Below are 12,570 nucleotides of genomic sequence, written 5' to 3'. Positions count from 1 at the left end.
CCCCAAGGTCTGGCACTTTTTGATGGGAAAAAAGTCTAAAACTCTTATCCAACAAGGTTTTTAGATTTATTCAGCAGACCCTAGATTAGACTCCGATGAGACTCTGCATCGCACGTCCCATATTAGCCGGTTTAAAAGCTGCCATGGCCGCGGTCGGTTCATAGCCGCAATGTACCATACAATCGGCACATTGAGGATTGCCACTGGCCCGACCGTAGTTATCCCAATTGGTTTCTTCTAAAAGTTCCCGAAAGCTTTTGTAATGACCTTCGTTAAGCAGATAACAGGGTTTTTGCCATCCTAAAAGACTATAGCTAGGACTACCCCAAGGCGTGCATTCATAGTCCTGTTCACCGATGAGAAAATCGAGAAAGAGAGGATTATGGTTAAAATTCCACTTTTTCTGACCTGATTTCCAGGGTGAGAGAATTTCTCGGAATAAAGCTCTGGTTTGCTCCCGTTTCAAGAAACTGTCTTGATCCGGGGCCCACTCATAACTATAACCCGGGGAAATCATCATGCCATCGATACCCAAAGTAGCGAGAAAATCAAAAAATTCCTGCATTTCTCGCGGATCTGTGCCTTCAAAAACCGTGGTATTAGTAGTAACCCGAAAACCTCTCGCTTTCGCTGCTTTAATCCCTTGTACTGCCTTATCGAATACTCCCTCTCGATCCACACAGCGATCGTGATGTTCTTTGAGACCATCCAGATGGACACTAAAGGTAAGATAGGGGGAAGGAGTAAATTTATCTAGGCTTTTCTCCAATAACAGGGCATTGGTACACAGATAGACGAATTTTTTTCTGTCCACTAAACCTTTGACAATTTCATCGATTTGTGGATGTAAAAGCGGCTCACCCCCAGGAATGGAAACCACGGGAACCCCGCATTCTTCCACCGCTGCGAAACATTCTGCTGGGGTAAGATGATTGCGGAGGATTTCCGGGGGATGTTGAATCTTCCCGCAGCCAGTACAGGCTAAATTACAGCGAAATAGGGGTTCTAGCATTAAAACTAAGGGAAAACGCTTTTTTCCTGCTAGACGCTGTTTCAAGATATAGGAAGCAACCACTAAAGCTTGTTGTAGTTGGACAGCCATTTGCTCACACCAATAGGATTCTAAGTCATTATAGACTGTTAAGTAGTTGGACAAAAGTAAAGTTAACTGTGGGGTAAGGAGTCAGGAGTCAGGAGTCAGGAGTCGGTCATCAGGAAGAATTGCGGCAATTTACATTTCTTAAGATAGACAACAGAATTTATGTCCGACTACTTAACAGGGCATCAAGGCATAGAAGCCTAGAAAATGGCAAAATAAATAAAAGCTGAGGGCTTTTTTGGCTATTTACTTGATTATCACCTTGATCCAGCTGATGGCTTCAAGACTACTGACTTGAAAATGGGAAGTGGGAAGTGGGAAGTGGGAAGTGGGAAGTGGGGAGAATAAATAAAAAAGTCTCCTATCTCCTGACTCCTATCTCCTGACTCCTATCTGACTCCTATCTCCTGACTCCTATCTCCTGACTCCTATCTCCTGACTCCTATCTCCTGACGACCGACTCCTAACCTTAACGACAATTTTTGATTTTTACCAGAGGTCTATTATGGGTTCTTTAGGCGATCGCTTCAAGAAATTTGCGGGAAAAACTCGCTATGTGGTCTGTCGCTTATTTTTGCATCTCTACGGCCAAGAAGTCGCACCGCTGATCGGTATTCTTAATCGTACCGGCCGGGAGGCGATCGATTCCGAAGGCGATTTAGAGGTCATGGGAGAGGGTTTAGTAGAAATTTGTCAAAATCTGCTGCAGATGAACCTCTATTGGTTTTCTGTGGCTAATGAGGGCGATATTTTTTGGAGTGAGGGGGAAGCGGGAGACTACGTTAACGAACTGTTTACCGATTCCGCGGCCAGATACCTAAGTGAATCGGTGTCTGGGGAAGTGGGGGAAAACGAACCCTTAACTTTACCCGTCACCGATAACTTAGTTGTTATGATCACAATAGCCTTCGAGGGTGAGAGTGCTGCTTTAGAAACTAGCCTAGCCGATCGAGAGGCCCTGGAAGATGGTTTAAAATCAATAATTAACCTTCACTACCAAGGTCGGCTGCGTGCCATTCAGGTACATTTTTCTCCTGCTCAATTGGGAGATGAATTGACCAATGAGCAACTATTACTCAATTTCCCCGAATTGCTGCCTTTATAGTCTTAATTTTGCCCTTATGCTGCGCCAAGTAACGACAATCTTTTTAATTCTTACCCTTTGTTGCACAACGGTGGCCTGTGGTTCCTCGTCAAATCAAACTCAGTCACCGTCAGCTAATAACAGTAGTGTAAGACGAGAATCCAATCAGGTTAGTAGCGGTCGCTACGAGGTGCAACAAGCTACCTACGATGACGGAGATGGCACTTATACCTTAATGCTGTTAAACACCCCTGGGGGGACTTCTCCCCTCTTTCGCACCACTAACCTGCAAATGGCTAGATTAACCGAGGAGGATATCGCTAAAGGGGAAAAAACTGCGGTGGAAATCAACGGCGATCAGGCTACCCTGTACATGACCGAAGATTTTAAAATCGAGTATGTCCATAATGTCACGGAAGTGCGGAACAATCCCCAAACCGGACAACAGGAAACCGTGGTGATTCGGCAAGAATCGAGTTTTTGGAGTCCTTTTCTCGGTGCTGTTGCTGGTCAAGCTTTGGGTAGTTTGCTCTTTCGTCCTCAATACTACGTTCCTCCCCTTTATACTCCGGGAGGTGTGATGACCGGTTTTGGTGGTTACGGTTCCACCTATAATCAGGCAGTGGATCAATACCGGACTAAACATAATAGTCCACCTCCGGCAGTCAAAAACCGACAAACTCTCCGTTCTACTGGCAATTTACGTCGTTATCCTAGTAATACTTCCTCTAGTCCCAATCGCAGCACCACCACCACCACAAAACCCAGTGGTTCCGGTTATGGTTCCAGTACCCTGAAGAATTCGGGTAAATCTGATAATGTCAAACGTTCTCCTAGTTTCGGTTCCTCTGGTTCCCGTCGTACCCCTAGTCGCAGTGGTTTTGGCAGCAGCAGACGCGGCCGACGTTAGGAGGATTTGACTGGAGTGGTGGAAGATTAATCCTGTCTTCCCCACCTCAGAGATTGGGGATGGCAGCTACTTAGGAGCAACCATTTTGCGAATTTCCGAATAGAAAACCGTCTGGCGATCGCCATTGGCTGACTGAATAATACTGGTACGCAATCTCAGATTAGGACTAGCAAACCAGATTCTTTCCTCGATACGATGGTGATTATCCTCGATGGTTAAAGTTAAAGCTTGATCGCTTCTGAGATGATATTCTCCCAGCGCTGCCGATTTACCGTCCGATGTGATTAATTTTCCTTGCCAAGAATTCTCTGAGGGCAGCCAAACTAAATAGCTAGAACCGATTTTTTTCGGTTGTCCATAGTCCACGGAATTATCCCAAGTCGTTTTCCATCCCCCTAGACTGGCCTGGGACTGACAGTTATTTCCTAAACATAATTGCACCACATCGGCAGCATCGGCAGCCAGCAAATCGATGGTGATTTCTGCTTTATTATTGGCAACTTTTTGGGCAGCTAATTGATAACTGGTGCGCTGAGAAAACCATTTACCCGCACAGAGATTAATAAATTCTTGAATGTCCATGAATGGCTGTAGGCAAAGATTGATCGCTCTGGAAGAATAGATTATTTATTCTATCCTATCCCTAGACGTTGGCCAATTTTTGCAAGGATAAACGGGCCGCTTCGCGCACTTGTGGATGTTCGTCCTTGACCAAAAATTTTAAGGCTGCGATCGTTTTTTCCGCCGGAAGATGGCCTAAAGCTTCCGCTAATCGCTGCCGGATTAACCAGTCATCGGAGTTAACGAAGGTTAAAAGCTTCTCGACGGTTTCCACTGCTTTGATTTCCCCAAGGGCAGCAATAGCGGCCTGTTGAATAACCGCTTCGTTACTATCGAGAGCCGATAATAACACCTGTTTAGCCCGAATATCGCGCAAATTGCCCAAAGCGACGGCGGCACTGAAGCGGACTAACCATTGCGTGTCTTCGTAAAAAGCCCGTTGTAGGGGTTCAAAAGCGCGAATATCTTCTAAATAACCTAAAGCCCCCGCAGCATCGGCGCGAATGCCATAATCGGCATCATTGGCTAACAAATCCACCAGAATAGGAAAGCATTCCTCGGTTTGTTTGACTCCCAAAGCAAAGACAGCCATCGATCGCACTGGCAGCATTTCATCATAAAGGACTTTTTTGATCAAGGGTACAGCCTCCTCCGGGGCCACTTCTCGCAGGGATGCCAAGGCCAGCAGACGATCTTTGGAGTTGCTGCTTTCTAACTGCAGGGCAATGGTTTCTATATCAGGCTTACTCATTTTTGTCAATCACTTGTAATATTTCTTTAATTCTAACGCAATTTTTTCTAAGTCAGCAGCCCTAGTGGACTGAAACAGCTAATTTCTGTCTGTTACAGTGTTTCTCATAAAGATGAAGTGTAATCTAATTTGGTATGGAAGACCGACTCCCGAAAACGAAAACTTCGTACCTGCTCATTAAGATAACTGCTCTAACTAATATCCTTAATAATAGGATTAATTTAGCTTAAACCTCCTGTAAAAGTAAGTTTTCGAGGTGCTATCGGCTCAAAATATCGAAAACCTCAGATAAATTTGACATAATCTTGGGTTTTATGGACAGAATAGTTGTCTCTTGTCTTTTTTCTCCTCTTGTAAACCGTCTCGGAGTCTCCTCACGGAAGATTTTTGATTTTTGGCTCTTCGTTACTTGTTATGGTTCGATAGGGGGGCATAAATCAACAAAATCTTTATCTGGTAAGGGATTTAATTGATTAGTTCGCTTTAGATAAAAAACAATTGACAAAAATCGCCCAATGTCTTTCTCTATAAGGGTTCCATCCCTTATAACTCCCGTCTATTGCATAAGACAAACCGAAGAACCTGATTTTTGCAGGAACTCTCTTAAACAAGTTGGGGAAGTGGTTCTACAAAAATTAACTTTATTTATGTTTAAAATGCTATCATGAAGCTTCCATCGTAGATTTCAGTATATATTGAGAAAACCATGACTATTTCTGGCAATAAAATTACAGAAAGCATTATTAACAACCTACAGGAAATTCCTCTAGATAAACAAAAACAAATCTTAGAATATGTAGAAGCTCTCACGGAGGAAAAGGAGCCGTTATCTTCCCCTAAAAAACGAGTCTTTGGGTTGCATCAGGGAAAAATTTGGATGAGTGATGATTTCAATCAACCCTTACCCGATAATTTCTGAAATTTTGACTCATGAATATTCTCTTAGATAGTCACACTTTAATCTAATTTTCCCAGAATTCTCCTCAGCTTTCCTCATCAGCAATTAAGATACTAGAAGATAGAAATAATCTTCTTTTCTTGAGTTTGGTCAGTGTCTGGGAAATACAGATCAAAGTACAGTTAGGCAAATTAAATTTAGATATTTCTCTCTCGGAAATAGTTAAAGATCGAACTAAAATTAATGATGTGCAGATTTTACCCCTGAAATTATCTCATATTTGGACATTAGACACCTTACCTTATTATCACAAAGATCCGTTTGATCGTTTATTAATTTCTCAAGCAATTACAGAAAACCTAATTATCCGGGGTGTTGATTCTGTTTTCGATTCTTATCCCGTACAAAAAATATGGTAAAAAATGTCGTTTGTTTTCTTTTTATTACTGGTTACAAAATTTCTAAAATCTCAAAAATAAAGCTCATAATTGAGATTATATAGTTATGCTAAAAACTACCCGAAGCCTGGTTAAAATTTTCTCTGTTGATGCTAATACAAGATAATGATAAACTTCCCGAATCAAAGGAAAAGGAAGATGGAGTTTTATCCTTTGTAAGAAAATTACAAATAGGCAGTTTAAATGCAGTACAGCTTATTAACAATTCTGATTAATCTTCTATTAAGATAACTTCGGTTGACGGAATCGATAAACATCAATGATCGCCTGTACCCAACCATTAGCAACGGATTCTAATAATCGATCGCCTTTTTCTTTACTTGCATTAGTAGCATCTCCCATCACTCCACTTTTAGTTAATTCCTTAGTTAACCAAGCAAAGGGTAATTTTCCTTCCATAGTTAATAAACTATTTTCTGGCAAACCCTGGGGATATTCTCGGACAGCCCGCTCAATTTTGACCTGTTCTGGCAGTAATGATAACATAATGCTAGTTTCCACATCTCCTGCATGAATACCGTATTCTAATTCATATTCCGAGAATAATTCAGCCGCATTGTGGGGAACTCGCCAAGTGAAAAAAGGAAATACTAAAAAATCGGGATATTGTTGATGAATATCCCTAGCAGCAATTTCCATAACTTGCGGTTGCCCGCCGTGGGAGTTCATTAATACTAACTTGCGAAAACCCGAACGATAGAGACTTTCAGCTATCTCTTGAATGAGGGTTAATAAGGTGGCTCCCGAGAGGGTAATCGTACCGGGAAAAGACCAATGTTCGTTAGATTTTCCGTAGTAGAGACAGGGTAAAGCGAAAGCGGGAACATTTGTATTTAATTTCTCGAAAGCTTTGCCCAAAACCCCTAAACTAATGGCAGCATCGACAGCAATAGGGAGATGGGGTCCGTGTTGTTCGATCGCACCGATGGGTTGAATAATTACCACATTTTCCTTATCTAGCATTGAATCTATATCGGTCCAAGTAAGATAGGGAAAATAACGATGGGGGGGAATAAAACCGTGCATCATAATTTTATTGGGGGTGAGGGATTAGGGTTAAGTAGTCGTGCAAAATTAATTTCCTAGTCGAGACAGGAGACGGGATAAAGCTATTAGGGATCGGATTTGAGTTTTCAGTTCACTGTTTACTCACAGCAGAAGTCTGACGGAGTAGTGGCTTAGATGTGTAATTAATTGTGCTTAGATACTTATGGAAAAAATTACTGTTTATTTGGTAATTGTACCACTAATTCTTGGCAAGGTTGCCAATCATCTTCATCGGTAATGGTTGGACAAAACGAATCCCTATAGCAACAAAACCTGTTTCATTAATTATAATCTGCAATATCGTCGGCTCTTCTCGACCTTGTGTGATAAGTTTAAATTATATAAGAGCGATCGATCTTTGTGTCCTTTGTGTCTTTGTGTCTTTGTGGTTCGTTTCACTCGCTCGCCCGCAGGACTGTATCTTAGAATACATTTTACCCACCAAACCCAAGAGAGCAGCAATTCTCATTTTGAAACGATTTTGCGTTGTTTCAGCGATCTAGAGATTCGTTAAGAATTATTAACCCCTCTAGGTGCAAGGGTTTTAATGTCATGAAACCTTAAAATGAGAATTGCTGCTTGCAACAACTCTTACAACGTAACGGGCTGAAAATAGTTCGCAAAGCCAAGGACGCGCCGATCGCTTCTAACGAGGTTAATCTAGTGGTTCTCCCGCCCCCGGATATGGTATCAGCCCTCGCCAATAAGAGCATCGGTGGTTATATCGTTGCTGAACCTTTCAACGTGGCAGCGGAAAATCTCAAAACCGGTAGGGTTCTGGTTCTCCGTTTCACCGGCGATGTCTGGAAGAATCACGCCTGTTGCGTTGTCTTTGTTCACGAGGAGGATATTAGACAACGGAAACAATGGACTCAGAAGGTGGTAAACGCCCTCGTTAAAGCCCAACTCTGGTCCCGGAGCAATCGCTCGGAAGTGGCCCGGATTCTCTCTAAAGATGGTGGAAAATATACCCCTCACCCGCCGCCGGTATTGCAACGGGCGCTTACTTACTATGATCGCAATTTCTATAAGAAAGACGGGGCGATCGAGAATCCAGCTTGGTAAGTCAACCGGATCGATTTCCAGCCCTATCCTTTCCCTTCCTATAGGTCGGAACTGGTACGCTTGCTCAAAACCACTCAGGTAGAAGGAAATACGGATTTTCTCCAAAAACTGCAACCCCGACAGGTGGCGCGGTATCTCGTGGATGACTCTTTTGTCCGTAATGCCTTGCAACAGGTGGGCGGACCGAAAGCTTTTGGCTTACCGAATAATCTCTCCCGCATCGAGACGATCAAATTTTAAGGGTCCGAACCTATGAAGTCACAATCTTTGACCTCCCCGCCAAGAGCTTTACTACCCTTATGGGGTATGGGTTTTGGATTATTGCTCTGGTGGCTATTTACCAGTCCTCTATGGCACTCAAACCCGATTTTAAATGATTTTTCCCCTGAGCGATCTTTTGTCGCTTTATTACGTCCTTTTGTTGGGGGGGAGATTATGCCCCATATCCTCACCAGTTGCCGCCGGGTTATTGTGGGCTTGGTTCTCGCTAGTGCCATCGGTGTGCCGTTGGGGGTATTAATCGGGTTGTATCGCTCCCTTGAATCGGCTTTGTCGGCCCTATTTCAATTTCGACCCATGATCTCGCCCCTTTCTTGGATGCCTTTAGCGGTGATGGTTTTGGGAATTGGTGATCTACCTGTGTATTTTTTGCTGACGGTGGCGGCTATCTGGCCGATCCTTCTCAATACGGCTGCTGGGGTTAATGCGGTTGATCGCTCTTGGTTGACTTTAGCCCACAGTCTCTGTGCTACCCGAGGGGAAACGGTTTTCCAGATTATTCTGCCTGCGATCCTCTCCCATCTCCTAACTGGTTTCCGTTTGGCTATAGGTATTATCTGGATCGTTCTTGTCCAGGCGGAAATGCTGGTGGTTAGTGCGGGTTTGGGTTATTATATTCTTGATACACGCGATCGACTCGCCTATTCAGAGTTGATGGCAGTGATTCTCGTTATTGGTGCGATTGGTTATCTGCTCGATTGGGGTTTGCGTCTGGATCATCGCTCTTGGACGCATCAAGATTAGCCTATTGGTTCAACTATGTGGGAAGTGGGAAGTGGGGAGTCTTGGCACTTTTCCTTAGTTGAAAGAGCGGGCCAGACGACTAACCCCAGTATTTAATAACTGTTCCAAACTTTGGCGATCGCTGATGGCTTGAAGATTGATCACAAAACAGGTTAAACCCAGTCCAAAGAGGATAAAAGTGGGGGCCATAACCACACCAATCATTAACCAAGTGGCGACGTGGAGAAACATGGTGATGGCGAACAACAAAGCTAGGGAAGCAATGGGGAAGATTTGACGGGTAGGACGACCGAAATAGAGAAAAAGAACGGTTAAAAGGGTGGTTACTAAGTTAGCGGGTACTAAAAAGGCACAAATCGAGACGCAATAGTTGCGGGAAAATTCAGCGAGGGTATTAAAATCTATCATGAATATTAGTTTACAATTGCCTGAGTCTTAGTACTCTCGATTGTAGCGGAAAAATTAGATGATTGGGTTGAAGGTGAGTGAAGGCTGTGGTGCAATAGATTTTCGAGAGGGAGCTAAAACGAGGATCGGGGCATAGATCATCCAGTTATAATGAAATCTGGGAAAATGACACCGCCCTTCGGCTTCTCTGACGGGTCAACCCCATCCCGAAAACTCTTACCCCTTGCTAGGTATAATCGATCGCAGGAAAAATTTTATGAGTAAATTTGTCTTTGTTACTGGGGGAGTTGTCTCCAGTATTGGGAAAGGAATTGTCGCTGCTAGTTTGGGAAGATTGTTAAAAAGTCGGGATTATTCCGTCTCAATTCTGAAATTAGACCCCTATATCAACGTGGATCCGGGTACGATGAGTCCTTTTCAACACGGAGAGGTATTTGTCACCGATGATGGGGCCGAAACCGACCTCGACCTTGGCCACTACGAACGTTTTACCGATACGGAACTCTCCCGTCTCAATAGCGTGACTACTGGCTCGATTTATCAAGCGGTATTGAATAAAGAGCGCCGTGGTGCTTATATGGGGGGAACCGTGCAGGTAATTCCCCATATTACCAACGAAATCAAGGAAAGGATTCTCCGGGTGGCCAAAGATACTAACCCCGATATTGTCATTACAGAAATTGGTGGTACGGTGGGAGATATCGAATCTTTGCCTTTTTTAGAAGCAATTAGGCAATTTAGGAAGGATGTGGGTCGAAATAACGTGGTTTATATGCACGTTACCCTAATTCCTTGGATTCCGGCCGCTAAGGAGATGAAAACGAAACCGACGCAACACTCGGTCAAGGAATTAAGATCGATCGGTATTCAACCAGATGTGTTAGTCTGTCGTTGTCATCTACCCCTACAACCGGGGTTAAAAGAAAAACTCTCAGCTTTCTGTGATGTGCCGGTGGAATCGGTGATTACTGCTCAGGATGCCAGCAGTATCTATGAAGTTCCTCTCAATCTGGAAAAAGAGGGATTAGCGCAACAAACCCTAGAATTATTAAACCTGGGTCCCCGATACCCCCATCTGGAGGAGTGGGAAAATCTCATCCGACAGATGCAATCCCCTAGTCAAAAATTAGAGATAGCTATCGTTGGGAAATATGTGCAGTTGGGGGATGCTTATCTCTCGGTGGTGGAGGCCCTTAAACACGCTGCCATTGCCCTTAATAGCGAGATAGAATTGCGTTGGGTAAGTGCCGAAGATGTGGACAAGGATTCGGCCGAATCTCATTTAAGCGGTGTTGACGGTATTGTTGTACCAGGTGGTTTTGGGATTAGGGGTGTGGATGGCAAAATTAAGGCGATCGAGTATGCTAGGGTCAATAATATTCCTTTTTTGGGTCTCTGTTTAGGGATGCAGTGTTCGATTATCGAATGGGGTCGCAATGTGGCCCGATTGGAAAGGGCCAATAGTTCCGAATTTGAAGAAGATACACCGAATCCAGTGATTAATTTACTGCCAGAACAAGCAGATGTGGTGGATTTAGGGGGAACAATGCGCTTAGGTCTCTATCCCTGTCGTTTAAATCCCGATAGTCTAGCTTTCTCTCTCTACGGTCAAGAGGTTATCTATGAGCGCCATCGTCACCGTTACGAGTTCAATAATGCCTATCGTAGTCTCTTTTTTGAGACTGGTTATCTGGTGAGTGGCACTTCTCCCGATGGTCGTTTGGTGGAAATTATCGAACTACCAAAACATCCTTTCTTTATTGCTACCCAATTTCACCCCGAATTTCGCTCTCGTCCCAATAAAGCTCATCCTCTCTTTTCTGGTTTCATGAAAGCAGCTCTCAAGAGTGCAGAGCAAAAGTTCTCCCTTATTAGTTAGGGTTTGCCGGTTCTATTGGCTCAAAATCTGGTTTTTTGGGGGGAAACCCCCGAAAATTTCCCGTCTTAAACCCAGTTTGGCCTAGGGTTTTCCGAATTGACGTTGATAAACTACTTCTTCCTTGCCAGATTCCAGTTTAATATCCGAGCGAGGATAGGCCACACATAACAAAGCATAGCCTTCTTTTTGCAGGTCGGGGGATAATCCCATGCCCTCACCTTGTTCGACGCTACCCTGGGAAAGTTGAGCGGCGCAGGTAGTACATACGCCCGCATTGCAGGAACTGGGTAAGTCAATCCCCGCATCGTAGGCCGCTTGTAGTATAGTTTGATCTTCCCTAACTTCGATCGTTTGTATTGTTCCTAAATGAGAAATTTCTACTTTGTAGGTTGTGGTCATAGCTAATGAATGATGCTTTGAACTTCACCTATTTTATCATTCTAGATTGGGGGCTCTTCTGATTTCTGTGTGGAAACGAGGTCTATACTGATAGTTTTTTTCCAAAAATAGTCCTAAAAGTGTTGCCTAGTAAGCATTTTACGATTCCATAAGCAAAAATTATCGACCCTGGTATGCACTCCCGTCACGAGCGTCTCTAGTTGCGCTTTTCCTCCCCGGGACTGCCGTGATTAACTTTGTCCAAGCTGTCATCCTTTTAACCACATTATAGCCGCGACTGCGGGCTAACTCATCCAAATATCGCACTGTCCACCTCTACCCCCATCACCCGTTCTGACAGGTGTAGATTTATTACAAAAAGGTGAGCAGTCACAGAAAATCAAGCTAGAGATTTAGAGGAGCATCGTGAAAGGCAATGCTGAAAAACAAATATCTCAAGCAGTGGTGGTGCATAGTATCAGAGCATCTACCCCATTTGTCAATACCGCAAGCTATCGGATTGGCAACTTGGAGCGGTGGTGATTCGGTAGTAGTGATGGCAGCTTAATCCTTTGCTTTGCTGTGCATTGTAGTCATGGATAAAATACCAAAGGGTTCCCCAACGTGATTCTCCATTTTTTTAGAGAAAGATAGACTCTCTCTCACCAGCCGGCTCTTCTCGACTTTGTGTGATAATCAGTGCTTATCATTCGTAGAATTCTTGCTAGGCAGGGCTTTGAAGACTATATTTCTGGAAAATTATCCCTATTCTTCTTCCTTCCAGACAGAAACGAGAAGAGCCACCAGCCGAGAAATCCTTTGTCGAAAGGTATGATTTAATCTTTCAATCCCACATTCCGCACCCTCAACTGTCACAGATCAAAAAAGCCATTAAAGTAGTACATAATAACTAAAATTAATTCAAAGGTTAAAAGGGTTAATGAGAATATATAGCATTAAAAGGGGTATGGAGCGAGAAAGAGAAAATTCAAGAGAAAAAAATAATTGT

At 43.6% G+C, this 12,570-nt stretch carries 14 protein-coding genes and 1 pseudogene; 8 read left to right on the top strand and 7 right to left on the bottom strand.

Translation table 11 applies throughout. The features are described from left to right. Nucleotides 1–85: 85 nt before the first annotated feature. Entirely contained in the window at nt 86–1,102 is a 1,017-nt protein-coding gene (gene hpnH / locus IQ224_RS16480; RefSeq protein ID WP_103112454.1) for an adenosyl-hopene transferase HpnH, read from the bottom strand. 502 nt (nt 1,103–1,604) lie between these two features. On the opposite strand from hpnH, the gene IQ224_RS16475 reads away from it, so the two are divergent. Together IQ224_RS16475 and IQ224_RS16470 are read left to right on the top strand one after the other, a co-directional pair. After that, the gene (locus tag IQ224_RS16475) at nt 1,605–2,204 is read left to right on the top strand and encodes a DUF1517 domain-containing protein (RefSeq protein ID WP_002746810.1); all 600 of its coding nucleotides are present in this window, start codon (nt 1,605–1,607) and stop codon (nt 2,202–2,204) included. Further along, nucleotides 2,161–3,093, top strand: coding sequence for a hypothetical protein (locus IQ224_RS16470; protein WP_080612751.1), 933 nt, complete (start codon nt 2,161–2,163; stop codon nt 3,091–3,093). The genes IQ224_RS16475 and IQ224_RS16470 overlap by 44 nt, the downstream gene beginning before the upstream one ends. Nucleotides 3,094–3,159: 66 nt before the next feature. On the opposite strand, the gene IQ224_RS16465 is transcribed toward IQ224_RS16470, so the two are convergent. Both IQ224_RS16465 and IQ224_RS16460 read right to left on the bottom strand, forming a co-directional pair. Beyond that, the gene (locus IQ224_RS16465; protein WP_002746805.1) at nt 3,160–3,675 is read right to left on the bottom strand and encodes a phycobiliprotein lyase; all 516 of its coding nucleotides are present in this window, start codon (nt 3,673–3,675) and stop codon (nt 3,160–3,162) included. A 61-nt stretch (nt 3,676–3,736) separates the two neighbouring features. Then, the gene (locus IQ224_RS16460) at nt 3,737–4,405 is read right to left on the bottom strand and encodes a HEAT repeat domain-containing protein (protein ID WP_002746802.1); all 669 of its coding nucleotides are present in this window, start codon (nt 4,403–4,405) and stop codon (nt 3,737–3,739) included. 706 nt (nt 4,406–5,111) lie between these two features. Between IQ224_RS16460 and IQ224_RS16455 the strand changes: the two genes are divergently transcribed. After that, complete coding sequence (locus tag IQ224_RS16455; protein ID WP_002746793.1) at nt 5,112–5,324, top strand: DUF2281 domain-containing protein; 213 nt, start codon at nt 5,112–5,114, stop codon at nt 5,322–5,324. 83 nt (nt 5,325–5,407) lie between these two features. Further along, complete coding sequence (locus tag IQ224_RS16450) at nt 5,408–5,722, top strand: type II toxin-antitoxin system VapC family toxin (RefSeq protein WP_370583149.1); 315 nt, start codon at nt 5,408–5,410, stop codon at nt 5,720–5,722. A gap of 261 nt (nt 5,723–5,983) precedes the next feature. Here the strand turns inward: IQ224_RS16450 and IQ224_RS16445 are convergent, their stop codons facing one another. Next, complete coding sequence (locus IQ224_RS16445; protein WP_036402234.1) at nt 5,984–6,790, bottom strand: creatininase family protein; 807 nt, start codon at nt 6,788–6,790, stop codon at nt 5,984–5,986. 597 nt (nt 6,791–7,387) lie between these two features. Between IQ224_RS16445 and IQ224_RS16440 the strand changes: the two genes are divergently transcribed. The 3 genes from IQ224_RS16440 to IQ224_RS16435 are packed head-to-tail and all read left to right on the top strand — an operon-like array spanning nt 7,388 to nt 8,896. Next, entirely contained in the window at nt 7,388–7,873 is a 486-nt protein-coding gene (locus IQ224_RS16440; RefSeq protein WP_002746787.1) for an ABC transporter substrate-binding protein, read from the top strand. Nucleotides 7,874–7,933: 60 nt separating this feature from the next. Continuing rightward, complete coding sequence (locus IQ224_RS24270; protein WP_002746786.1) at nt 7,934–8,113, top strand: hypothetical protein; 180 nt, start codon at nt 7,934–7,936, stop codon at nt 8,111–8,113. 12 nt (nt 8,114–8,125) lie between these two features. Continuing rightward, a complete protein-coding gene (locus IQ224_RS16435) occupies nt 8,126–8,896 on the top strand; it encodes an ABC transporter permease (protein ID WP_036402231.1) in 771 nt (256 codons plus the stop codon). 54 nt (nt 8,897–8,950) lie between these two features. On the opposite strand, the gene IQ224_RS16430 is transcribed toward IQ224_RS16435, so the two are convergent. Further along, on the bottom strand, nt 8,951–9,304 hold the full coding sequence (locus tag IQ224_RS16430; RefSeq protein ID WP_002746784.1) for a hypothetical protein: 354 nt from the start codon (nt 9,302–9,304) through the stop codon (nt 8,951–8,953). A gap of 256 nt (nt 9,305–9,560) precedes the next feature. Here IQ224_RS16430 and IQ224_RS16425 point away from each other — a divergent pair, with 256 nt between their 5' ends. Next, nucleotides 9,561–11,183 (top strand): CTP synthase, encoded by a 1,623-nt coding sequence (locus IQ224_RS16425; RefSeq protein ID WP_002746783.1) that lies wholly within the window; start codon nt 9,561–9,563, stop codon nt 11,181–11,183. An 81-nt stretch (nt 11,184–11,264) separates the two neighbouring features. Here the strand turns inward: IQ224_RS16425 and IQ224_RS16420 are convergent, their stop codons facing one another. Both IQ224_RS16420 and IQ224_RS25060 read right to left on the bottom strand, forming a co-directional pair. Then, nucleotides 11,265–11,582 (bottom strand): 2Fe-2S iron-sulfur cluster-binding protein, encoded by a 318-nt coding sequence (locus IQ224_RS16420; protein WP_002746781.1) that lies wholly within the window; start codon nt 11,580–11,582, stop codon nt 11,265–11,267. A gap of 155 nt (nt 11,583–11,737) precedes the next feature. After that, nucleotides 11,738–11,919, bottom strand: a pseudogene (locus IQ224_RS25060) (DUF3352 domain-containing protein); the annotation flags it as partial. Between the last annotated feature and the right edge of the window lie 651 nt (nt 11,920–12,570).

The organism is Microcystis sp. LEGE 00066 (genome assembly GCF_015207925.1).
In the GTDB taxonomy this organism is placed as follows: domain Bacteria; phylum Cyanobacteriota; class Cyanobacteriia; order Cyanobacteriales; family Microcystaceae; genus Microcystis; species Microcystis ichthyoblabe_A.
Note: the sequence above shows the minus strand (reverse complement) of the source record. Positions and strands in the feature narration are given on the sequence as shown.

Bases quoted from the DNA above. Each gene is read 5' to 3' on its own strand.
- hpnH (WP_103112454.1), bottom strand. From the start codon at position 1,102: ATGGCTGTCCAACTACAACAAGCTTTAGTGGTTGCTTCCTATATCTTG.
- IQ224_RS16475 (WP_002746810.1), top strand. From the start codon at position 1,605: ATGGGTTCTTTAGGCGATCGCTTCAAGAAATTTGCGGGAAAAACTCGC.
- IQ224_RS16470 (WP_080612751.1), top strand. From the start codon at position 2,161: ATGAGCAACTATTACTCAATTTCCCCGAATTGCTGCCTTTATAGTCTT.
- IQ224_RS16465 (WP_002746805.1), bottom strand. From the start codon at position 3,675: ATGGACATTCAAGAATTTATTAATCTCTGTGCGGGTAAATGGTTTTCT.
- IQ224_RS16460 (WP_002746802.1), bottom strand. From the start codon at position 4,405: ATGAGTAAGCCTGATATAGAAACCATTGCCCTGCAGTTAGAAAGCAGC.
- IQ224_RS16455 (WP_002746793.1), top strand. From the start codon at position 5,112: ATGACTATTTCTGGCAATAAAATTACAGAAAGCATTATTAACAACCTA.
- IQ224_RS16445 (WP_036402234.1), bottom strand. From the start codon at position 6,790: ATGATGCACGGTTTTATTCCCCCCCATCGTTATTTTCCCTATCTTACT.
- IQ224_RS16435 (WP_036402231.1), top strand. From the start codon at position 8,126: ATGAAGTCACAATCTTTGACCTCCCCGCCAAGAGCTTTACTACCCTTA.
- IQ224_RS16430 (WP_002746784.1), bottom strand. From the start codon at position 9,304: ATGATAGATTTTAATACCCTCGCTGAATTTTCCCGCAACTATTGCGTC.
- IQ224_RS16425 (WP_002746783.1), top strand. From the start codon at position 9,561: ATGAGTAAATTTGTCTTTGTTACTGGGGGAGTTGTCTCCAGTATTGGG.
- IQ224_RS16420 (WP_002746781.1), bottom strand. From the start codon at position 11,582: ATGACCACAACCTACAAAGTAGAAATTTCTCATTTAGGAACAATACAA.